Genomic DNA, 23,679 nt, shown 5'->3' with positions numbered 1-23,679 from the left:
GGCGATCCGCGCGGCCGCTTCTTTACCGTCGGCGCCAGCTATAAGTTCTTGTGACAGTCAGGTCAGGTCAGGTCAGGTCAGGTCAGGTCGGCCATATCGCATCCGATCCGGCTGACGACCCTGGCGCTCCCGCGGCAGCGCCGCAGGAGTCTCTCGCCCAGTGGGCAGTTACAGTCCACTAAGCCCTACCCTCCCTCAAGATCAAGCCCGCATCGGCGAACTGTTCCAGTATTTCTGCCACCCGCGTGGTCGCCACGGTCGTGGTCGCCTCGGCGGCCTGGTGGCCATGGAAAGATTTTTTGCGCGCGCTGACCCACTTCAGCACCTGGCGCGCATCCGGCGCCAGCACGCTGCGCTCCTGCTTGCGGCCGGACTGGATCACCAGCACATCATCCTGGCCGCCCCGGCCGGCGTCAACGCGGCAGGCGATCTGCGGATTGCGTTCAAACGAGGCAGTCAGCGCGCCGCCCCAGTCGGCCAGCAAGTCGTCGGCCGACAGCTGCGCCACTGCTGCGCCGGCGGCTTCGATCAGGTGCTGCAAGCGTTGCCGCTTCTGTTCATGGCCGGCAGTGGACGCGAGACCGAAGGCCAGCTCGCGGCCGGCGTCATGTTTCAGCATCAGGTCCCTGATTTCATCCATCAGCAAATCGGTCCAGGACGGCGGATTGATGGTGAACAGCAGCGACAGGGATGGCTCGTGGTTGAGGGTGCAATGCCAGTAGCCCGGATGCAGGTACACCAGGGTGCCGGGCCGGGCCTCGAAACGCCGGCAGCCGGGCGGCATGCGGGTCGGGAACGGCTGGCGCGCATAGCGCTGCATGTGTTCGTCAACCGCGGCGCCGGCCGACCAGCCGACATGCGGATTGACCAGGTGCTTGTTTTCTGCGACGCACCATTGCTTGGCGCCGATCAGCTGGATGTTGATGGTGACGTTCGGGTCGAAATGAAAGCCCGAACCGGTGCCTTTGGAAATGAAGGCTTCGAAATACACATCGTCCCGGCGCAGGCCGAGGTCGCGCTCAAGCTTGCGCGCGATCGGCTCCAGCGCCGGCACATGGTCTTCGACCTTGCTCAGGTAGAGCGTGTAGCCGCTCTCGTAGAACGCCGGCAGTTGCCGCGCGCTGGCGTTGATCAGCGGGTTCTTGGTGTCGCGCGGGGCCCATGCATCGGCGTCGCCGCGCCAGGCTTCCAGCAGCGCATCGATGCTGGCCAGCTCGGGAATGGCGGCGATTTCGGCAAAGCGCTGCGGCGAGCCGTGGCCGACATAGGGCTTCTTTTGCCAGTAGCGCGCCATGAAAGCATCCAGCGTCAGCGGATGGATCAGATCAGCCATTCCCAGCTTTTTCATCATCACTCCCGTCGATTCAGGGACCAGCCCCGAGCCTGACTGCTTTGCATAAAGACTAGACTTAATATTTCCATATTGCAATATAACGGGAGCAGCTACTGTCAAATTTGACAGTAGCTGCAGATTGGCACTATCCGCGGCATGGCTTTCCGATAAAATAAATTTCCTCAAAGAAATTAAAACAAGCTAGCCACACCGGTCCGCTGCCAGCGGCAATCGCTCTCCCACGGCCTCGCGCCACGTTCAGATAAGGATCTCAAGATGTTTATCGACGCTATCAAACATTCCCAGTACGGCCTGTTGACCCGGGCCATTTTCGGCCAGATCGCCACCATCACGCTGCATGACCACAGCCAGGCCACCGAAGCGGCATTGCTCAGCCTGATCCGTTCGCTGGCGCAGGCGGCCAAGGCATCGCCGGCCAAGGCCGGCCTGGTGGCGGCCTTCGATCCCAACTTGTGGGGCGGCTGGCACGACCGAGATATTCCGGTATCGCGCACGGTGCTGAACAACTCGCCCAAGCTGCGCGACAGCGGCGGCGATGTCCTGCTTTACCTGAAAGCCGACAACGCCGCGGCCGCGGCCCAGCTGATGGAAAGCGTGCGCCCCGGGCTGGAAGCGCTGGCGGCGCAGATCGAGATCCTGGCGGTCGGCAAACGGCCGGACGGCAAGGTGATGGGCGGACGCTACCTGGACGGCATCACCAATCCCAACGATCCGGTCAGCCTGGCGGCCGACATCCTGGTCGACGGCGAATTCCAAGGCGCCTGCTACGGCTTCACGCAGAAATTCCTGTTCGAATGGAGCAGCATCGGCGACATGCTGCCCGATGCCCAGGACGCCATGCTGGGCCGCGATCCGGCCGGCGCCATCCTGCCGCAGCACGATCACAACGCGCACATCCGCCGCGTACACGTACTCGACAGCAACGGCGACAACCTCAAGCTGCTGCGCCAGGCCTTGCCGTTCGGCGAACATGCGGGCAGCGCCGCGCGCGAGAAAGGCTTGATGTTCGTCGCCTTCTGCAATGCCCAGCCGCGCTTCGAAACCATCATCAAGCACATGATGGGCGAGCTGCCGGAGCGGCCGGCGGACCGCCTGATGAGCGTGGTGCAAGGTATCGCCGGCAGCTACTGGTATGTGCCGAATGCACAGGAGCTGAACGTGCCGGCGGCCGGCATCGACGATGTCCAGGAAGATCCGCACTGGCAGGTGCGCAGCAAGAACGGCTACCTGTTCTACAACGGCCAGGACTATCTGCACCAGATGAGCGAAGGCAAGTACCTTGCCGGCGATCCGCCCAGCCCGCGCCTGCTGACCTTGCTGGGACGCGCGTTTTCGCACTGGAACGACGGCTGGCTCAAGCGCCATCCTTTCCCGCGCCTGCCGCATCTGTCGGAACTGGTGAGCGAGGCGGAAGCGCCGTCGCTGACTTCTTCCGTGGCGCTGCGCAAGGGGCTGGCCAATCACAAGACGCTGGCCGGCCTGCTGTCCAGTCCGCAGTCCGATATCGCCCGCAGCAACGGCTTGCTGCGCATCTATCCGGAAGAACTGCTGGTCGGCGTGATTCCCGATTTCACCCTTGGCCGCGGCAAGGAAGTGGTGCCCTACCTGAACCAGGACGAAACCGTGGCGGCCTGGCTCAAGGGCCAGTTGAACGAATGGTCGGCGATGGGCCACGTGGTGCCGCATTACCAGAAACTGGTGACGCTGGGACTGGGCGGCCTGATCGCCGAGCTGAAGCGGCAGATGGAAGCGACTGCGCTGCTGCAGCAAGACAATCCCGGCGACAGCGCTTTGAAAGACCGGCTGGAATTCTATATTTCAGCCATGCTGTCGCTGGAAGGCGTGCAGGAATACCTGGGCAACTGGGCCACCCTGGCCGACACCGCCGCCAACGCCGCGCAGCGCTCAGGCACCGAGGAAAACGCCGCCAATATGCGCGACGTCGCCGCCCGCCTGCACCGCCTGCGCACAGAGCCGCCGCTCAGTTTCCAGGATGGCGTGCAGCTGGTGTTTTCCTTCCATTGCTGCCTGCACCTGGTGGGCGAGCTGACCTCGCTGGGACGGCTGGACCAGATCCTGTGGCCCTTGCTGGAACGCGACAACATCGCTCCCGAGCGGGCGCAGGAAATCGTCGATTGCCTGTGGCTGAAGATCGGCGAGAATGCCTTCGTCAACCGCGGCCTGGTGACCGACTATGTCAACTACGGCACCACCGCCGTCTGCGGCTACGGCGGCAATTTCCCGCAGGGCGGCGGCATCAACCAGTGGGTGCAGCAGATCACGGTCGGCGGCTATATCGCCAATGACGACGCCACCCCGACCGGGGGCGTCAATCCGGTCACCATGCTGTGCCTGAAAGCAGCGCGGCGCATCCCGGTCAACGCGCCGACGCTGTCGCTGCGGGTGTACGACGGCATTCCGGACGACATCATGGACGAGGCCGCCAAATGCCTGCTGGCCGGCGGCGCTCATCCGATCCTGTACCAGGACGACCGTCTCTGCAGGGCGCTGCATGCCTCCGGCAGCCAGGTGACGCTGCGCTGGTCGCGCGACTACGCGGCGGACGGCTGCTACGAGCCGATGCTGGCCGGCGCCACCGGCTTTTCCTTCAACAACGTGACGCCGATGACGGCGCTGGAGCAGACCCTGAACCAGGGCGCCTGCTACGGCGAGGCCGGCCCGGTCTACCTGCGCGGGCTGAAGCAAACCTTCCGCTCGCCGCCGGCAGCCGAGATCGCCAGCTTCGAGATGCTGCAAGAGATCTTCCTGCAGCAGCTGGAGTGGATCACGATCCAGAGCTACAACGTGATCCTGGGCGGCTTCGGCAACCTGGCCGGTATCTGCCCCAGCCCGCTGCTGTCGGCGCTGATCGAAGGCTGCGCCGAATCCGGGCGCGACCTGACCGCCGGCGGCGCCCGCTTCAACATGATCGCGCCGCTCTGCGTCGGCGTCTCCAACACCATCGATTCGCTGTATGCAATCCAGAAGCTGGTGTTCGATCCCGCCACTGCCCTCACCACCTTGCCGGAACTGGTCGACTGCCTGATCAACGACTGGGGCTTCAACATGATCGAGCCCTATCAAAGCCAGTTGCTCGGTCCGGCCGACGCCGCGGAACGCGGCCGCCGCTACCAGGAGTTGCGCAACGCGGCGCTGGCGCTGCCCAAGTGGGGCAGCGGCGACGCCGAGGTCGACGCCCTGGGAAAATGGGTCATGGACCACACCGTGCGCATCTGCGTCGATGTGATACGCAAGCCGCATCCGGCATTGCAGCCGGTGCTCGATGGCATCGCCAGCACCTACGGCAATGCCGAGTTCGTGATCACGCCCGGCATCGGCACCTTCGAAGGCTATGTCGGCGACGGCCTGCCCTGCGGCGCCTCGGCCGACGGCCGCCGCAACGGCATGCCGATCGCCTCCGACCTGTCGCCGGTGCCCGCGCCGCAAGACCTGCCGCCGGCGCCAGCCTTCCGCAACATCTACCAGGCGCTGAAAAGCTGGCGCGTCGACTCCATCGAATACGGCTTGTCGAACGCCTCGCCGGTCGACATGAACATCGAGGAGGATTTCCCGCTGCAGCAGTTGCAGCGTTTTGTGAAAGCTTACGCGCGCGGCGAAACCGGCTCCAACCTGATCACCCTCACCTGCGCCGACCTGGCCACCTACCAGGCGGCAGTGAACGATCCGGAGCGCTACAACCTGGTGCGGGTGCGCATGGGCGGCTGGACTGAGTTCTATGCCACCATGTTTCCGATGCACCAGGAACAGCATCAGCGCCGGCAGTATTTCACGCCCGGAGAGTAGCCGGCAGTGCAGTGCGGGCGGCCGCGCCGTACAGCCGGCCGCCCCTGCCGCACGCTTGCTTCGATACACGCCGAAGCATCTGACCGAGCCAGGCACGTATATTGTTCTCCAGCCCCTTGCCTGGAGAACAGCAATGACAGAGAACACTGGCGCAGTGAATTTCCGCACCGGCGACGGCCAGCCGGCGCGCAAGATACTGGCGGCGACCAGCATCAGCTACGCCATCGTGCTGATCGACGCATCGATCGTCAATATCGGCCTGGAACAGATCGGCGCCACGCTCGACAGCGGCGTCAGCGGGCTGCAATGGATCGTCAACGCCTACACCTTGAGCTTCGCCAGCTTTCTCATGACGGGCGGCACGCTGGGCGACCGCCTCGGCGCAAGAAACATCTACCTGGCCGGCCTCATGCTGTTCACGCTGGCGTCGGCGCTGTGCGGCTTCGCTCCCAACCTGGGCACGCTGGCCTTGGCGCGGGCGCTGCAGGGCTTGGGCAGCGCCATGCTGGTGCCCTGCTCGCTGGCGCTGATCAACCAGGCTTATCCCGATCCGGCACGGCGCGCCGCGGCGATCGGCATGTGGATGGGCTGCGGCGGCATCGCCATGGCTTCCGGTCCGCTGCTGGGCGGCCTGCTGATCCACGGCTTCGGCTGGCGCAGCATCTTTTTCGTCAACCTGCCGCTCGGCCTGGCCGGCATCTGGCTCACCTGGCCGCTGCCGCGCGATCGGGCGCCAGGTGCGCGCCACTTCGACTTGGCCGGCCAGCTGGCGGCGACCGTCGCGCTCGGCAGCCTGATCGCGCTGCTGATCGAAGCGCCGGCGCTGGGCTGGGGCTCGCTTCCCATCGTCGCCGGCATCATCGTCTGCGGCACAGCAATCCTGCTGTTCATCAGGATCGAAACACGGCAGCCGCAGCCCATGCTGCCGCTATCGTTCTTCCGCAACGGGCTGTTCGCCGCTTCCGCGCTGGTCTCCATGGCCTCCGCCCTGGTCTTTTACGGCATGCTGTTCGCTTTCAGCCTCTACTATCAAAGGGAGTTGGGCTACTCGCCCTTGCAGGTGGGCCTGGCGTTCCTGCCGATGACCGTCATGGTGGCGATCGGCGGCCTGGCTTCCGGCCGCCTGGCCCGGCTGTCCGGTGTGCGCGCGTCGATCTGCGCGGCATTCTGCCTGTATGCCGCCGGCGCCGCCGGCATGATCCTGCCCGAGCCGGGCTCGCCCTACTGGTTCGCTGTGCTGCCGATGCTGGCGATCGGCCTGGCTTCCGGTTTCATCTCTCCCGCTGCTACTGCGCCTGCCATGGGCACGGTCGGGCAAGGCCGCGCGGGAATCGCGGCGGCCGTGCTGAATTCGGCAAGACAGACTGGGGCGGCATTGGGGGTGGCGATTTTCGGCGCTCTGCTGGCGACGCTGCAGCCGTTCGCGCACGCGCTGCACGTCGTGCTTGGAATGGTCGTTGTCGTCTCGCTGGCAGCTGCGTTGCTATGGTGGCTTTCCACCAGGTCTTCAGCATGCTTGCCGAGCGCCCAGGCGCGATCGAAGAACGCCGCGCTGCGATAAATGCGATTGCCCGATGATCGATGCAGCTGCCGGAAGCCGAACCAGCCTGCGCTTCCGGCATGCATCTGTAGCGTCGTTCATCCAGCATCAGGCGGACGACGATCTGCTGCTGGCGTCAAGCGGTATTGCCAACTGCGATGAAACTGAAATTGCGGTCGGTATACTTGCCGTAGGAGTCGCCGGTCTGCACGTTGGCGCCGCCGCCCGACAGCGACGGGAAGATGACGTTGTCCAAGGTACTCTGGCCGGTGCCGTAACCCCATTGCGCGCCGGTGATGGCTGGATTGTTGGTGAACTGGTTCTTGAACAGAATCGAATAATTGCCGGTGCTTTCACGCTTCACGCTGAAACCGCCAGAGCTGCTGACGATCGTTCCATCTTTTTCAATACTGCCCCACAGTAGAAGTTGTGCCATCGCTATTACTCCTTTGAGATAAGTCGTTTTGCAATTGATCGGGATACGAGAAATGCTGCACCGGCTCCGGCTTGAAATAATCATGGCGCTGTTTGCAGCGCCACTATTTTGCGTCCCTGGGCCAGTCAGTTCAGACTAGTCTGCGCTGCTCGCATCCGCAGCTGTGAATAGTGACAGGTGAAAAAGACAACAAGCTTCCGATACGGTTGCGGCCAAAATCAAGAAGAACATGCGCCTCGAATGAAACGCTGATTTTTATCGGTCGCGACACATTTCCTTATGCGCTTTCAACAGTTATATAGTTGAAATGAATCTATCCCTGAGAGTGCGATTCCACTGCCGCCGACGGCCGGTCAGACGCCGCGGAACACCGGCTGACGGCGTCCGCTGAACGCCTCCAGTCCCTCGCTGAAATCGGCGCTGGCGCAAGCCTGCCGCCGCAGTTCCGCGATCTGTTCCATTGCCTGCACCGGCAGCGGCTGCATGTCTTCCATGATGCGCAACTGCTCTTTCACCGCGCGCACCGCCAGCGGCGCCTTGGCGGCGATGCCGTGCGCCATTTCCAGCGCCGTGGCCTGCAGCATATTGCTGTCGGCCATGCGGTTGATGACGCCGAACTGGAGCGCGCGCTCTGCCGTCAATGGCAGCGCGCAAAAGAACATCTCCTTGAGCACATGGATAGGCAGGTTGTGGAAAAAGCGCAGCAGCCCGCTGGTGGTGTAAGGCAGGCCGATATTGGCCGGCGTCATGGAAAAGCGCGCGCTGCGGTCCGCCACCACCAGGTCGCAGCTCATCGCCAGGTCGACCGCACCGCCCCACACCGATCCCGACACCATGGCGATCACGACTCCCGGATAGGCGCGTATCGCACGCAAGACGCGCTCCAGCGGCTTGCCGTAGGCGACAGGATCGCGGTCCAGCGCCAGTTCGCCGAGATCGTGGCCGGCGCTCCACACTTCCTGCCCGACGCCGCTGCCCAGCAACAGCACCGGCACGCGCTGGCCAGCCAGCTGCAGCAAGCGCTGCTCCAGTGCGCCCAGCAGATCGGCGCTCAGTGCATGGCGGCGCGCCGGATTGCTGAACACGACATGGCCGATACGCTCTTCGATGATGCGGCTGGTGACCGTGGCTGCGTTATCAGAGGGATTCATCACGCCACCTCCGCCAGCGGTTCCGATGCCGCCGGCGCAGTCTCCTGATGCGCCGCCCTGGAGGCCAGCAACGCATCGATCGCAGCCTGCTCGAAGCCGGCTTCCCGCAGCACCTCCACGGTGTGCTGGCCGAGCCCGGGCGGCGGCCGCCGGCTGGCCGCAGGACCCGCATCGGCGCCGTAACTGGTCACCGGCGTCGCCACCTGCCGCAGCTCGCCCAGGATTGGATGCTGCGTGCTTTCTACCAGCCGGCAATGCAGCACCTGCGGATCGGCGAACACCTCGGCCAGGGTATTGATCGGTCCGGCAGGCAAGCCGGCGGCGACGAAGCGCTCGCTCCATTCACGCTTGCTGCGCGTCTTCAGGCGCGCTTCCAGCAAGACCTTCAACTCTTCGCGATGGGCGACCCGCAGCTCATTGCTGGCGAAGCGCGGATCGTCCGGCAGCGCCGGCAATTCCAGCAGCTGGCACAGGCGCAGCCACATGTCGGCGGTGATCGGCGCCAGGTTGAGCGGGCCGTCGGCGGTTTCGAAGACGCCATAGGGCGCGATCACGGAATGGGCGTTGCCGGTGCGTTGCGGGATTTCACCCAGGCTCAGGTAGCGCTGGCCATGCACGCTCAGCAAGCCGACCAGGCTGGCCAGCAGCGAGCTGCCGACATGCTGGCCGCGTCCTGTGCGCTGGCGTTCCAGCAGCGCCGCCAGGATCGCCATGGCCAGCCACATGCCGGAGCTCATGTCGCCGATGGCGGTGCCGGTGCGGGTCGGATCGCCGTCGGCAAAGCCGGTCAGGCTCATCATGCCGGAATAGCCCTGGGCGATCTGGTCGAAACCCGGCCAGCCGCTGAGCGGACCGTCGGCGCCGAAAGCGTTGATGCTGCCCATCACCAGGCGTGGGTTGCGCGCGCTCAGCGCCTCGTAGCCTAGCCCCATGGCAGCCATGGTGCCCGGCTTGAAATTCTCGATGACGACATCGGCGCCGTCGATCAGTTGCTGCAGCGCCGCCATTCCCTGCGCATTGCGCAGGTCGAGGCAGATGCCGCGCTTGTTGGCATTGCAGGACAAATAGTAAGTGCTGACGCCGCGGTCGAACGGGCCCCAGCCGCGGCTCATGTCGCCGCACGGTCCCGATTCCACCTTGATCACCTCGGCGCCCATGTCGGCCAGCGCCATGGAACAGAATGGCCCTGACAGCGCACGGCTGAGGTCGACGATCTTGATACCTTGTAATGCTTGCATTTGTTTCTCCAGTCGAATGATGACAGCGATGGCGGCTATTGCGGCAGGTGCTGGTCGCGGGTTTCCACCGCGAACGGCAGAATCAGCAGGCCGGCCACAAAAGCCGCCGCGGTCCAGGCCACCGGCAGGCCGAGCGAGCCCTGCCACTGGATCGCCGCCGCCAGCAGGAAGTTGACGCCGGCGCCGAGGAAACGGCCGATGGACGCGTTGAAGGCAAACGCGGTGGCCCGTATCCGGGTCGGATACTGTTCCGGCAGCCACAGCGAAAAGATCGCAAAATTACCGCCGAAGAAACCCAGGAACAACAAGGACACCATGAACAGCTTGAGGCCATCCGCCAGATAGAACACCCAGCCGAAGGCGAATACGATGGAGAGCGCCATGCCGGCGAAATAGATGCCCAGCGCCACCCGGCGGCCCAGCCGCTCGGCCAGCCAGGGCGCCGCCAGGCAGCCGAGTATGGTGGCGAACGACAGGATCGCCGCGCCGATCGAGGCCAGGTGCACGGAGCCGATATGATCGATGCCGGCGCGCGTGGCCAGTGTGACGACCGCGCTGGCTTCGTACACCGAGCCGGCCCACAGGCCGATCACCGCCACGCCGACCAGCGAAGCGCTGGTGATGGTGCGGCGGCGGAAGGCCGGCGCAAACAGCTCGCGGAAAGAACTGCGCACCACGGTCGCGCTGGCGGCCACCTTGCCATGCGCCGCCTTGCGCCATTGGCCAGGCTCTTTCACCCGCAACACCGTGAAGATCGCCAGCAAGGCCGGCGCCAGGCCGCACAGGAACATGGCGCGCCAGCCGTAGGTGGCGCCTATGGTGTAGTTGAGCCAGGCGGCGATGAAAAAGCCGACGTAGTAGCCGGTCTGCAGATAGCCGGCGCCCATCTTGCGCCTGTCCTCCGGCCAGCTTTCGGCGACATAGGTGCCGGCCAGCGCCCACTCGCCGCCGACGCCGATGCCGGCGATCAGGCGGAACGCCGCCAGCTCCCAGACATTGTGGGCAAAGGCGGCGGCGCCGGTAAATACCGAGTAGATCAAGATGCTGGCGGCGAGCGTCTTGACACGGCCGAAGCGGTCAGCCAGCGGACCCCAGATGAAGGACAAACCCCAGCCGATCAGGAACAGCGCGAACAGGATCGAGCCGTACATGCCGAGATTGCCAGGGGTGGCGGCGATGCCCGAGGCCGGCAGCAGTTCAGTCAGCGCCGGGATCAGCACCAGCGCATAGATCACCGAATCGACGCCGTCCAGCACCCATCCTGAATACACTGCCCAGAAGCCGCCGATCTGTTCGCGGCTGAGAGGCGTGCGCCGCGGCTTGACGCCGGGCGCGGTTAATCCGATTGCCTTGTCCATGCTTGTCTCCTTGTCGGCCTGTGGCGGCCGTGGTGGTGCAGCTACGGCTGGTCGCCGCGCCCGCTGGTTTTGTGGCACAAGTATAGAAAGACGGTCAATAATTTAAAAATATGTTATTCCGCTGGCTTCATAGGATTAACGTATAGGATGACGCGACAAGATCAACAGGCCGGAGGAGCTGGACATGGATTTGCGCCAATTGCGGTATTTCGTCAAAGTGGTTGAATGCGGCAACGTCACGCACGCCAGCGAGGCGCTGCATATCGCCCAGCCGGCGGTCAGCCAGCAGATGCGCAACCTGGAGCGCGACCTCGGCATGCAGCTATTGGAACGCAGCGTGCACGGCGTGGCGCCGACCGCCGCCGGCCTCACCCTTTACCGCCATGCGACCGGGCTGCTGCGGCAAGCCGACGGCACGCGCGAACTGCTGCGCCAGGATGCCGAGTTCCCGCAAGGGAAGGTCTCGGTGGGCATGCCGTCCAGCACCTCGCGGGTGCTGGCGATCCCGCTGGCGCGCATGGTGCGCGAACGCTTTCCGGGCATCGTGCTGGAATTGATCGAGGCCCCCAGCGCCGACCTCGGCGGCCTGATCGGCGGCGGCCGGGTGGAGCTGGCGGTGGTGGCCGACGCGGCCGAAACGCGCGGCGTGGCGGCGCAGCGGCTGATCAGCGAAGCCTTGCACCTGATCGCCTGGCCGGAGTTTCCGCTGCCGGCGGCGCCGGTGCAGCTGGCCGAGCTGGCGCGCATGCCGCTGATCCTGCCAAGCGCGCCGAACTCGATCCGCAGCCGCGTCGACTGGGCCTTGAGCGAGGCGGGCCTGGCGTCCGAAGTGCGCTTCGAGGCCAGTTCTACCGCGCTGCTGTTCGCCGCCGTCATCGCACGCCTCGGCGTCACCATCCTGCCCTGGTCGGCCGCCCACGTCGAACTGGATGAGCACAAGCTGAAGCTGGCCGCGGTCGACCACCGGCTGTTTTCGCGCGAGCTGTCGCTGTGCTGGCACGACACCGAATTGCTCAGCAATGCGGTGCAAAAGGTCAAGGCCATCATTGTGGAATTGTTCGCCGCGCTGGGACAGCGCCGCGAGTGGCTGGCGGCCGGCAAGGGTAGCTGACCGCGCCGGCTTCACGCCGGCACAGGACTTTTATTCGAAATCCGTCGCCGCCACGAACACCGCCAGCAAGGCTTCCAGGCCCTGCAGGTCCTGCGGCCGGAAACGGTTCAGGCTGGGGCTGTCGATGTCGAACACGCCGTACAGTTTGCCATCCTTGATCACCGGAATCACGATCTCGGCATTCGATGCCGCATCGCAGGCGATGTGCCCGGGAAAGGCATGCACATCCGGCACCAGCACCGATTCGCGGCTGGCGGCAGCAGCGCCGCAGACGCCGCGGCCGAACTGGATGCGCGCACAGGCGACCTTGCCCTGGAACGGCCCGACCAGCAGTTCCTGCGCGTCGCCATGGCTGCTCGCCGCGCCGCGCGGCCGCACCCAGTAAAACCCGACCCAGTTCAGATCGGCGACGGTCTGGTAGACCAAGGCGGAGAACTGCGCCGCATTGGAGTTCTGGTCGCGTTCCTGGTCGAGGATGCTGGCGGCCTGGCGCGCCAGCAGAGCGTAATCGACATCGATCTCTGCGGTAGTGGAAGTGAACATGGATATCCTGGAAAAATGTGCTGCAAGTTTACATGCAAACGGAGATTTCCTTTTGCGGCGGCACCAACGCAAAACTTGCGTCGGACAGTATCCGACGATTGTTAGTGCACAGACATTTTTACAAATATCAAGCTGACAATATTGACAGCTTTATTTTTTGGGCGGCTCGCTATACTGGGCAAACAATTAATATGTTGCCAATTTATTCCGTCCTGGACATTTATGGTTAACATTTGCGCTCGAACATGCCGGCTGCAACTTGTAGTCCGAATCAGATGGGAGTAGATCAAGTCATGGCAAGGCAGGCTTACCTGGTTATCGCAAACACGCCGTCGCGACATGCGCCCGCTCTCGCACAGGCAATATCCAGCTTCATGGAAGATTGCATCGCCGCGGCGATGCGCTGGGGATAGCCCTTATCTGAAAACGCTGCCGGCAACGCCAATGGTGAATGATTACCACGCAACTCCCCCAGCAGCGCGCCTCGCTCTCAGCCCAGCCTGAGATCCGGCAATCCTGATTATTCACCCTGTTGCAAGCGCCACGCATCCGTTGCGGCGCCGGGGCCCTGTTTTCTTTTTTTCCGGAGAATTTCATGAGCAAGAGCTATCGAGTGGTGTGGAGCAGATCGCAGGGTGCGCTGGTGGTGGTGTCGGAACTGGCCAAATCCAACGGCAAGGGATCCGCCAGCCAGCTGGTATCCAGCGGGCCCGCGCTTGGCGGCGGAGCGCCGCAGCGCTCGCGCCTGCCGGCGCTGCTTGGGCTCGCCGCCGGCAGCCTGCTGGCCCTGCATGGCTCGGCGGCATGGGCCACCTGCACGCCGGCCAACCCCGCCAACGGCGCCACGGTCACCTGCTCAGGCGCCGCGAATCTGCTGGCGCCCTCGTTCAGCAGCGCCGCCAATAACCTGACCGTCAATGTGAATAGCGGCGCCAGCTCGGGCGTCCTGCTGGGCCTGCTGGGCACCGCGATGAACCTGACCGGCAATAACGTCACCTTGAATAACGGCGGCACCATCGACCCTTCGCTGCTCGGCATCGGCAGCCTGCTCTCGACCGGCACCGTGATCGGCAACGCCGCCGCCAGCACCGTCAGCGTCAACAACAGCGGCACCATGAAAGGAACCGCCGGCTTGCTGGGCGTCAGCCTGCCGAACCTGAACGGCGTCGCCCTGGCGGTGCAGAACGGCACCGGCGGCGTCAGCAATCTTTCCAACAGCGGCAGCATCGGCAGCACGCCTTTGCTGGGCGTCTCGGTGCTGTCATCGGATGCGCCGGTGGTCGCCGCCTATGGCGGCGGCCAGGTCAATTTCGTCAACACCAGCAGCGGCGCCATCAACGGCCGCGTTGCGTTCGAGGCTTCCGGCACGCCCGGGACCGGCAACACCTTCATCAATGCCGGCGCCATCAACGGCAGCGTCTCGATGGGCGCCAGCAGCACGAATACCTTTACCGCCGTGACCGGTTCAACGGTCAGCGCAGGCGGCAGCCTCGGCCTCAACCTGCTCAGCGTGGCGGGCCTGAATCTCGGCTTCGCCGCCACCGGAACCATCGACGGCGGCGCCGGCGGCAACAATACCCTGCTGCTGCAAAATTCGGCGACCGGCACCGGCAGCGGGATAGGCGGCTCCGGCACGATCACCAGCGGCACCTATATCAACTTCCAGCACCTGGGCATGAACAGCGGCAGCTGGACCCTGAGCGGCGCGCAGACATTCCAGGATGCCACCCTGAACGGCGGCCTGGCCATTTTCGACAACGCCGCTTCTTTCGGCAGCGGTGCGATCACGGCCAACGGCGGCGCCATCCAGGCCAGCGCCGGCGGGCTCAATGTCGGCAACAGCATCGGCCTGCAGGCCGGCGGCCTGACCGTCCAGGGCGCCAACGGACTCACGCTGTCGGGCCTCATCGGCGGCGCCGGCGGGCTGACCAAGAACGATGCCGGCATATTGACGCTGAGCGGCGCCAATACCTATAGCGGCAACACCAGCCTGAACGGCGGCGGGCTGGTGCTGGGCAACGCCACTGCGCTCGGCAGCGGCACGCTGGCGGTGGGCGGCTCGGCGACTTTGGACAGCAGCACCGGCCTGACTATCGGCAACAGCATTACGCTGGCCAGCGGCGCCAACCTGAGCCTGAGCGGCAGCAATAACCTGGGCCTGGGCGGCGCGATCTCCGGCGCCGGCGGCCTGGTGAAGAACGGCGCCGCGACCACTACCCTGACAGCAGCGAATACTTATACCGGCGGCACCACGATCAATGCCGGCACGCTGGCCCTGGGCGCAGGCGGCAGCCTGGCGGCCAGCGGCGCGGTCAATATCGCGGGCGCCGGCGCCGGTTTTGACATTTCCGCCGGCGGCAACCAGACCATCGGTTCCCTGGCCGGCGTGGCCGGCAGCACGGTGGCCTTGGGCGGCAACACGTTGACTTTCGGCGACGCCGGCAACCAGACCTTTGGCGGCGTCATCGGCGGCAGCGGCGGACTGGTCAAGCAAGGCACGGGCACTGAAACCCTGAGCGGCGCCAATACCTTCACCGGCGGCGCGGCCATCAATGCCGGTACGCTGGCCCTGGGCGCGGGCGGCAGCCTGGCGCCAACCGCGGCGGTGAATGTCGCCGGCGCTGGCGCAAGCTTTGACATCTCTGCTGCAGGAAATCAAACCATCGGTTCCCTCTCCGGCGTGGCAGGCAGCACGGTAGCGCTGGGCGCCAATACGCTGACCTTCGGCGACGCGACCAATCATGCCTTTGGCGGCGCCATCGGCGGCAGCGGCGGACTGGTCAAGCAAGGCACGGGCACTGAAACCCTGACCGGCGCCAATACCTTCAGCGGCGGCGCCACCATCAATGCCGGTACCTTGGCTTTGGGCGCAGGCGGCAGCCTGGCGCCGACGGTGGCGGTGAATGTCGCCGGCAGCGGCGCCGGTTTTGACATCTCGGCCGCAGGCAACCAGACCATCGGCTCACTGGCCGGCGTGGCTGGCAGTAATGTCGCGTTGGGCGCGAACACGCTGACCTTCGGCGACGCGACCAATCAAACCTTTAGCGGCGCCGTCGGCGGCAGCGGCGGCCTGGTCAAGCAAGGCGTTGGCACCGAAACCCTGACCGGCGCCAACACCTTTACCGGCGGCGCCACCGTCAATGCCGGCACACTGGCCTTGGGCGCAGGCGGCAGCCTGGCGGCCACCGGCACGGTGAATCTTGCAGGCGCGGGCGCAGGCTTCAATATCGCCGCCGCAGGCAACCAGACCATCGGCTCACTGGCCGGCGTCGCCGGCAGCACGGTAGCGCTGGGGGCGAACACGCTGACCCTTGGCGGCGCGACCAATCAAACCTTCGGCGGCGTCATCAGCGGCAGCGGCGGCCTGGTCAAGCAAGGCGTTGGCACCGAAACCCTGAGCGGCGCCAATACCTTTAGCGGCGGCGCCACCATCAATGCCGGCACACTGGCCTTGGGCGCGGGCGGCAGCCTGGCGGCCAGCGGCGCGGTGAATGTCGCCGGCGCCGGCGCTGGTTTCGACATCTCTGCCGCAGGCAACCAGACCATCGGTTCGCTGGCCGGCGTGGCCGGCAGCACGGTCACGCTGGGCGCGAACACATTGACCTTCGGCGATGCGACTAATCAAACCTTTGGCGGCGTGGTCGGCGGCAGCGGCGGCCTGGTCAAGCAAGGCGCCGGCACCGAAACCCTGACCGGCGCCAACACCTTTACCGGCGGCGCCACCATCGATGCCGGCAAGCTGGTGCTGGGCGCGGGCGGCAGCCTGGCGGCCACTGGCGCCGTGAATCTTGCTGGCGCCGGGACCGGCTTTGATATCTCCGCTGCAGGCAACCAGACCATCGGCTCCTTGGCCGGCGTGGCCGGCAGCACGGTAGCGCTGGGCGCGAACACATTGACCTTCGGCGACGCCACCAATCAAACCTTTGGCGGCGCGGTCGGCGGCAGCGGCGGCCTGGTCAAGCAAGGCGCTGGCACTGAAACCTTGAGCGGCGCCAACACCTTCACCGGCGGCGCCACCATCAATGCCGGCAAGCTGGTGCTGGGTGCGGGCGGCAGCCTGGCGGCCACCGGCGCCGTGAATCTCGCCGGCAGCGGAGCAGGTTTTGATATCTCCGCCGCCGGCAACCAGACCATCGGCTCCCTGGCCGGCGCGGCCGGCAGCACGGTGGCGCTGGGCGCGAACACATTGACCTTCGGCGACGCGACTAATCAAACCTTTGGCGGCGCCATCGGCGGCAGCGGCGGCCTGGTCAAGCAAGGCACGGGAACGGAAACCCTGAGCGGCGCCAGCACCTATAGCGGCGGCACGGCCCTCAACGCCGGCGCACTGGTGCTCGGCAACGGCGGCGCCATCGGCAGCGGCGCCCTGACTGTCGGCGGCGCAGCGACGCTGGACAACAGCGTGCCGCTGACCTTGAACAATGCCGTAGTGCTGAACGCCGGCCTCACCATCGCCGGCAGCAACGACCTGACCCTGGGCAACGTCGTCTCCGGCAGCGGCAGCCTGACCAAGGATGGCGCCGCCAGCCTGACCCTGGCCAACGCCAATACCTACAGCGGCGGCACCATCCTCAACGGCGGCAACATCATCGTCGGCAACAATGCGGCGCTGGGCAGCGGCAGCCTGGCGTTGAACAGCGGCACGCTCAACCTGAACGGCTTCCAGGTGACCGTACCCGGCCTGAACGGCAACGGCAATATCGACCTCGGCAGCGGCGGCCTGACGGTGAACGGCGGCGGCGTCTATGGCGGCGTGATGTCGGACAGCGGCTCGCTGACCAAGGGCGGCAGCGATACCTTGACCCTGACCGGCGCCAACACCTATGGCGGCGGCACCACCATCAACGGCGGCGTCCTGCAGATCGGCAATGGCGGCACGACGGGCAGCCTGAGCGGCAATGTGGTCGATAACGGCACCCTGAGCTTCAACCGTTCCGACGACACCACCTTCGCCGGCGTCATCAGCGGCAGCGGCGGCGTCGTCAAGCTGGGCGCCGGGGTGCTGGGACTGAGCGGCGTCAGCAGCTACAGCGGACCTACCGCGGTGAACGGCGGCACGCTGGCAGTCACCGGCTCGATCGCCAATTCGACGGTCACCGTCAACAGCGGCGCCACCGTTCAGGGGCCGGGCACGATAGGCGGACTGGTGGTCAACAGCGGCGGCACCGCAGCCATCGCCGGCGTCGGCCAGCCTGTCGGCAGCCTGACGGTGGCCGGCAACGCCGCCTTCAATCCCGGATCGACTTACCGGGTGCAGGCCACGGCCCAAACCAGCGACCTGATCAGCGTTGCCGGCAGCGCCACCTTGAACGGCGGCACAGTGCAAGTCCTTGCCGCCACCGGCGACTACAAGCCGACCAACAACTACACCATCCTGACCGCCGCGGGCGGCCTCAGCGGCAGCTTTGCCGGCACCACCACCAACCTGGTGTTCCTGACGCCGAGCTTGCGCTACGACGCCAACAATGTGTTCCTGCAGCTGGCGCGCAACCAGGTCCAGTTCCCGCAGGTTGCCAACACGCCGAATCAGTTCAACGCGGCCGGCGCCGTCACCGCGCTGGCCGGCGGCAACACGATCTATGACACCGTCACCTCGCTCGACCCGGCCTCGGCGCGGGCGGCCTTCGACGGCCTGTCGGGCGAGATTTACGCCAGCGCCAACAGCGTCCTGACGGAAGACAGCCGCTATCTGCGCGATGCAGTGACGGCGCGCGCACGGCAGGGATCGGCGCCGCGTTCCGGCGTGCTGTCGGCGCTGGCCGGCGGCGGCGTGGCTAACTGCATCGCGGATAGCGCCACCCAGCCGAACAGCCAGCTGAATACCCAGGATGCCTGCAAGGACGAGCGCCGCAATGCGCAGGTGGCGTGGGGCCAGCTGTATGGCGCCAAGAGCAAGCTTGACGGCAAGGACGGCAGCGCCGATGTCGACCGCAGCGGCGGCGGCTTCATCATCGGCGCCGACACCCCCTTGAACGATCAATGGCGCGTCGGCGTGGCCGGCGGCATCGGCCACTCGTCGTTCGACACCAGCCGCGCCAACGGTTCGGCCTCGGTCGACAGCTACCACCTGGCGCTGTATGCCGGCGCGCAGTTCGGCGCGGCCGGGGTGCGCATGGGCGGCGCCTATACCCGCAACAAGGTCGACGCCGACCGCAGCATCGTGTTCCCGAGCTTTGCCGACAGCACCAAGGCCAGCTATCACGCCGACACCACCCAGGTGTTCGGCGAGGTCGGCTACGGCGTCGGCGCCGGCCAGGTGGCGCTGGAACCGTTCGCCGGCCTGGCGTATGTCAACGTGCATGGCGACAGCTTCAGCGAAAGCGGTGGCCCGGCAGCGCTGACCAGCAGCAGCCAAAGCCAGAACGTGACGTTCTCCACGCTCGGATTGCGGGCCGGCAGCCGCCTTGGCGCCGCCAGCTCGACCGTGGCTGTATACGGCACGGTCGGCTGGCGCCATGCCTTCGGCGACGTTACGCCTGTCACACGGCTGGCCTTCAGCAGCAATGGCGCGGCAGCGTTCAATGTCAGCGGCGTGCCGGTGGCGCGCGACAGCATGCTGCTGGAAGCCGGAGTCGACGCCGATGTCAGCAAAAGCGTGACGCTGGGCCTGGGTTATTCCGGCCAGTTCGGCAACAAGGCAAGGGACAACGCCATCAAGGCCAACATCCTGTGGCGATTCTGATCCGCCGCGGATAAGGCGCATCTGAGGCGCTAAACCGATGCAAGCCGCGGCTTGCATCGAGACGGTAGACACTGAATCGACAACAGGAATCCTCCCGGCCGACACGCCTGGCACCGCAATGGTCCGGGCGTTTTTCTTTCCCATCCAGGGCCAGGAAGTCCACGGCTCCTTGCCGCGCGAGACTGCACAGTACAGTCCATTTATGCCCTTGCCGTGCATTTCTGCGAAAATGCCGCTCTGCTTAATTGGACCAGCTGTAAAAATACAGAATTTGCTGCAGCTCTTAAAGACACTCACGCGTAAGGTTGTAAATGTTGAAATATTTGTTTGTGCTTTCCTGCGCGCTCGGCCTGAGCGTATCCCATGCCACCGATATCAACGGCGCCGGTTCGACAGCTGCGGCTCCGCTCTACCTCAAATGGGACGCCGCCTATAACAAGAAAACCGGCAACAAGCTGGCCTACGAACTGATCGGCTCCTCCGGCGGCATCAAGAAAATTAAAGAAGGCACAACAGATTTCGGCGCCAGCGACGCACCGATGTCGATGGCCGATTTAAAGAAATTCAACTTGCTGGATTTCCCTACCGTGATCTCGGGCGTAGTGCCGATCATCAACCTGCCAGGCGTCAAGGACGGCGAGCTGCGCCTGAGCGCGGAGGCAATCACGGGCATCTATCTCGGCAAGATAGATAAATGGAACGACGCCGTCATCGCCAGGGACAATCCGAAACTGACGCTGCCCAGCTTGCACATCGTGCCGCTGGCGCGCGCCGACGGTTCCGGCACCACCTACACCCTGACCGACTATTTCAGCGCCGTCAGCCCGGAATGGAAGCAGCAGTACGGCCGCAATTTCAGCATCGCGTGGCAGGCCGACATCAAGGCCCTGAAGGGCAGCAACGACCTGGTCGCCGCCTTGAAAAAGACGCCGGGCGCGATCGGCTACGCCGAGTTTGCCTATGTCATCGAAAACAACCTCAACTATGCCCAGATGAAAAACCGCGACGGCCAGTATGTGCGTCCGGACGCCAACTCCTTCAGCAGCGCGCTGGCCAACAGCAACTGGAAAAACACTGGCAATTTTGAAGAAATGCTGACCGACAAGCCGGGCTCCGGCAGCTGGCCGATCACCGGCGCCACCTACGTCTATGTCCCGCGCGTCACCAGCAAGCCGGAACAGACCAAGGCCGTGATCCAGTTCTTTACCTGGGCCTTCATGGAAGGCGACACGCTTGCCAGCAGCCTGGATTACGTAAGGCTGCCGGACAATGTGCAGGCGCGGGTGGTGCATGAAATGTCTAACGTGGTCGACGCCAAGGGCAAGCAGCTGTCCATGCCGGTGTTCCTGAAATAGCCTGGCTAGCCGGACGCCAGGCCGCGCAGGTTCACGATGAACGATGCGCCGCGATGGCGATCCCGAGGCCGGTCAGGATTGCGCCGCCGGCCCGGTTGATGCGGCGCATGACCGCGGCGCGCCGGATCAGGTGGCGCAGCCGTATCGCGCAAGCGGCATACAGGCTATCGTTGATCAGGCCGATCACCGCCATGGTCGGTATCAGGATCAGCATCTGCGGCACATAGGGTGCGTGCTTGTCGATGAACATCGGCAGGAACAGGACAAAGAAACCGATGCCTTTCGGATTGAGCCCGGTCACCGCAAAGGCATGGAAAAACGCTTTCAGCAGACCGGCCTGCGCAGCCGACTGCGCGTCAGCCAGACTTGCGGCATCCTGCCGCCACATGCGGATCCCCAGATAGATGAAGTAAGCGGCGCCGAGCAGCTTGAGGCCGCTGAAAACGACGGTCGAGGCAGTCAGCAGCACACCCAGGCCGGCCATCGCCAGCGCCATGGCGCTCGCTCCACCCAAGGCGGAACCCAGCACCATGGCTGCCGCGATGCGCGGACCGAAACTGACGGCATGGGTGGCAATTAAAACGACGGTCGGTCCCGGAATCGCAATGACCAGCGCGGAAGCGGCGACGAAAGAAAGCCAGAGCGAAAGCGACATGACGATCCCCAAGGGTTGAACGGGCGGTGCAGCCGATTATAAGGCAATCCGGCGCGCCGGTTGCCTGGCCACTGTCGGTCCGAACAGCTATCGGCTGCGGCCGGCAGCCGCCAGGATCAGGTTGGCGATTTCATCGGCATGCGACACCAGCGACAGGTGGCTGGAATCCAGCTCGACCGTGGTCGCATGCATGCGCTTTGCCAGGAAGCGTTCCAGATCGGGGGAAGTAGTCTGATCCTGCCGAGAGACGGCGTACCAGGATGGCTTTGTATGCCATGCGGCGACGGTGGTGCGGCCGCTGAACAAGGTAGCGGCGATCGGCTGCTGGGTGGCATACAGCGCCAGCGCCTGTTCGCGCGGCAAGTCGCCGCCGAAGTATTTGAGATAGGCGTCCTCGGTCAGGCTCACATAACCGTCGTGGTCCTTGGCGCCGGCGCGCACCGGCATGGTCGGATATTTGGCGGCCAGGGCGCCGAAATCCTCTCCTGCATCGGGCGCGCGCGCCGCCACGTACACCAGGGCGCTGACCTTCGGATCGTCGCCGGCCTCGCTGATCACGGTGCCGGCCCAGGAATGCCCGACCAGCACGGTTGGTCCCTGCTGCAGCGCCAGCGCGCGGCGCGTCGCCGCCACGTCGTCGGCCAGCGAAGTCAACGGATTCTGCACTGAGGTGACATTGAGGCCGGCAGCCTGCAGGCGCGGAATGACCTTGGCCCAGCCGGAGCCGTCGGCCCAGGCGCCGTGCACCAGCACCACATTGACTGCGGGAAGCGGCGCCGCCGCTTGCGCCAGCGCCGGCGAGGAGGCGAATACCCCCGCAGCCATGCCGAAGGCGATCAGGGTGAGCTTGAGATGGGTTTTCATTGGTTGGCCTTTGCAAGATTGGTCTTTACAGCACACCGGATGATGTCCTGGAATTTTGACGTCGGGCGAAGTCGCGGTTCGACTTCGCTGAACGCAAGTCTAGAACTGCAGCCGGGGCAATCGCGTGACACTCGTATGACAGATTCGTCATCAAGGAGCGCCCGCCGCTTGCTCAGGGAAAACCAGATGGCGCCAAATTCAAGCCGGCTCCAGCATGCCGAATACCGACACCAGCGCCAGCACTGCCATGCCGAGGCAGATTTCGATCAGAGTGGAACGCCGGATCGAAGCGATGGCGGCTGGCGCAGCGTTCTTCATGCGCGGCACGAATACATAGCGGTTCAGGATTGCCAGCGCCACCATCGCCGCCGTCAGCAGGATTTTCAGCGACAGCAGCAGCTGGTAAGGCGAGGACCAGTCGGTCGGCCAGCGGCCCAGCACCAGCACGGTGTTGATGGCGCCGCTAAGCAGGACGCCGGCGACCGCGGCATGGCCGGCGCTGGAGAAGCGCCGCAGGGTAAGGCTGGCATCGCCGCAGGCGACAGGATCGGCCAGCAGCCGCAGGCACAGCAGGACAGGCAGCAGCGAGCCGAGCCAGACGCCGCCGCACAGCAGATGCACGACATGATTCGCGCCGTGCAGGAAGCCGTGCAAGCCTTGATCCATGGCGGCATGTCCGCTCAGCGCCAGGCTAGCGAGCAGGACGCCGGCGCCGATGGCGACGCCGCGCAGCCTGCCTGGCTGCCGCAGCATGCTGAGCGCCAGCAGCAGCAAAGCCAGCAGCATGCGGAACAGCCAGGTCTGGCCGATAGCGGTGGACAGCAGTTTCTGCAGCACAGCCGGATCGACGGCGGCTTGCCAGCTGCCGACGATCTCGCCGGCTTGCAGGGGCAGTCCGGCCAGCGCCGTCAGCAGCGCCAGCAGCGCTGCCATGCGCGCTGTCAACATCAGGCGGCGATCGGTCTGTACGCACAGCCCGGGCGCCGCGATTTTCCACAGGAAGACGCTGCTGCCGAAGACCAGCATCAGCGCCAGGTAATGCAGCAGCCGGTTGCCTGCGACGACAGCATCCAGCGTCATCCAGGACGGACCGTGAAACTGTAGCTGCCCTTGCTCTTGTGGCCGTCGCGCGAGAGCGCATGCCATGTCACCGTATAGACGCCAGCCGCCAGGCGGCTGCCGAGCGGGACCAGCAAGACCATGTTGCTGTCCGGCGCCAGCGTGGCGGCGCCGGTAGCGATGCTTTTGCCGCCGGCGTCGCTCACAGCCACACCGCTGAATGCAAGTTCAAGCGCTTCGGAAAATTCCAGCCTCAGCGAGGTCGGCGCGGCGGCAACGACGGCGTCGTGCGCCGGCACTTCGGCTTTCAGGTGGGCGTGCGCAAAGACGCTCTCCGCCATGGAGAAACTGAGGAGCGCTGCGATGGCAGCGGTCTTGCACGCGGAAGAAATAACTGACATAGACCACATCCTTGAAATAAAACATGACAGGCGCCCGGCTATCCGCACGCATCGACGATCGCCGGACCAGCCGGAATATCCACGAATGATGCCAGTAACCGGATATTTACGCTGCCGTGCGTTCGCAC

Annotated in this window: 15 protein-coding genes; 5 read left to right on the top strand and 10 right to left on the bottom strand. The window is 65.1% G+C overall.

What is annotated here, in order from left to right:
* Positions 1-178 precede the first annotated feature (178 nt).
* Complete coding sequence (locus tag AC07V8_RS10865) at positions 179-1,348, bottom strand: JmjC domain-containing protein (protein WP_494721459.1); 1,170 nt, start codon at positions 1,346-1,348, stop codon at positions 179-181.
* 261 nt (positions 1,349-1,609) lie between these two features.
* Here AC07V8_RS10865 and AC07V8_RS10860 point away from each other — a divergent pair, with 261 nt between their 5' ends.
* Positions 1,610-5,158: a pyruvate formate lyase family protein gene (locus AC07V8_RS10860; protein ID WP_494677795.1), complete on the top strand. Its 3,549-nt coding sequence runs from the start codon at positions 1,610-1,612 to the stop codon at positions 5,156-5,158.
* Positions 5,159-5,291: 133 nt separating this feature from the next.
* A complete protein-coding gene (locus AC07V8_RS10855) occupies positions 5,292-6,719 on the top strand; it encodes an MFS transporter (protein ID WP_494677796.1) in 1,428 nt (475 codons plus the stop codon).
* Positions 6,720-6,834: 115 nt separating this feature from the next.
* Here AC07V8_RS10855 and AC07V8_RS10850 read toward each other — a convergent pair whose 3' ends face one another.
* From AC07V8_RS10850 to AC07V8_RS10835, 4 genes are all read right to left on the bottom strand, one after another.
* Positions 6,835-7,134, bottom strand: coding sequence for a hypothetical protein (locus AC07V8_RS10850; RefSeq protein ID WP_494677797.1), 300 nt, complete (start codon positions 7,132-7,134; stop codon positions 6,835-6,837).
* Positions 7,135-7,487: 353 nt separating this feature from the next.
* Complete coding sequence (gene scpB / locus AC07V8_RS10845; RefSeq protein WP_494677798.1) at positions 7,488-8,285, bottom strand: methylmalonyl-CoA decarboxylase; 798 nt, start codon at positions 8,283-8,285, stop codon at positions 7,488-7,490.
* Positions 8,285-9,523: a CaiB/BaiF CoA transferase family protein gene (locus tag AC07V8_RS10840; protein ID WP_494677799.1), complete on the bottom strand. Its 1,239-nt coding sequence runs from the start codon at positions 9,521-9,523 to the stop codon at positions 8,285-8,287. Before AC07V8_RS10840 ends, scpB begins: the two co-directional genes overlap by 1 nt.
* Before the next feature lie 35 nt (positions 9,524-9,558).
* On the bottom strand, positions 9,559-10,881 hold the full coding sequence (locus AC07V8_RS10835; protein ID WP_494677800.1) for an MFS transporter: 1,323 nt from the start codon (positions 10,879-10,881) through the stop codon (positions 9,559-9,561).
* A 184-nt stretch (positions 10,882-11,065) separates the two neighbouring features.
* Between AC07V8_RS10835 and AC07V8_RS10830 the strand changes: the two genes are divergently transcribed.
* Positions 11,066-11,992: a LysR substrate-binding domain-containing protein gene (locus tag AC07V8_RS10830; RefSeq protein WP_494677801.1), complete on the top strand. Its 927-nt coding sequence runs from the start codon at positions 11,066-11,068 to the stop codon at positions 11,990-11,992.
* A 30-nt stretch (positions 11,993-12,022) separates the two neighbouring features.
* Here the strand turns inward: AC07V8_RS10830 and AC07V8_RS10825 are convergent, their stop codons facing one another.
* A complete protein-coding gene (locus AC07V8_RS10825) occupies positions 12,023-12,535 on the bottom strand; it encodes a GAF domain-containing protein (protein WP_494677802.1) in 513 nt (170 codons plus the stop codon).
* Positions 12,536-13,130: 595 nt separating this feature from the next.
* Between AC07V8_RS10825 and AC07V8_RS10820 the strand changes: the two genes are divergently transcribed.
* On the top strand, positions 13,131-19,217 hold the full coding sequence (locus tag AC07V8_RS10820; protein WP_494677803.1) for an autotransporter-associated beta strand repeat-containing protein: 6,087 nt from the start codon (positions 13,131-13,133) through the stop codon (positions 19,215-19,217).
* Positions 19,218-19,528: 311 nt separating this feature from the next.
* Entirely contained in the window at positions 19,529-20,572 is a 1,044-nt protein-coding gene (gene pstS / locus AC07V8_RS10815; RefSeq protein ID WP_494677804.1) for a phosphate ABC transporter substrate-binding protein PstS, read from the top strand.
* Between the two features lie 31 nt (positions 20,573-20,603).
* Here the strand turns inward: pstS and AC07V8_RS10810 are convergent, their stop codons facing one another.
* The 4 genes from AC07V8_RS10810 to copC form a co-directional block, all read right to left on the bottom strand.
* Complete coding sequence (locus AC07V8_RS10810) at positions 20,604-21,227, bottom strand: LysE family translocator (protein WP_494677805.1); 624 nt, start codon at positions 21,225-21,227, stop codon at positions 20,604-20,606.
* An 87-nt stretch (positions 21,228-21,314) separates the two neighbouring features.
* The gene (locus AC07V8_RS10805; protein ID WP_494677806.1) at positions 21,315-22,091 is read right to left on the bottom strand and encodes an alpha/beta fold hydrolase; all 777 of its coding nucleotides are present in this window, start codon (positions 22,089-22,091) and stop codon (positions 21,315-21,317) included.
* A 198-nt stretch (positions 22,092-22,289) separates the two neighbouring features.
* Positions 22,290-23,171: a copper homeostasis membrane protein CopD gene (gene copD, locus AC07V8_RS10800; RefSeq protein WP_494677807.1), complete on the bottom strand. Its 882-nt coding sequence runs from the start codon at positions 23,169-23,171 to the stop codon at positions 22,290-22,292.
* Positions 23,168-23,551, bottom strand: coding sequence for a copper homeostasis periplasmic binding protein CopC (gene copC, locus AC07V8_RS10795; protein ID WP_494677808.1), 384 nt, complete (start codon positions 23,549-23,551; stop codon positions 23,168-23,170). The genes copD and copC overlap by 4 nt, the downstream gene beginning before the upstream one ends.
* Between the last annotated feature and the right edge of the window lie 128 nt (positions 23,552-23,679).

This window comes from Collimonas sp. GW821-FHT02H07 (assembly GCF_059421505.1).
This window is presented reverse-complemented; position numbering and strand designations above follow the sequence as displayed.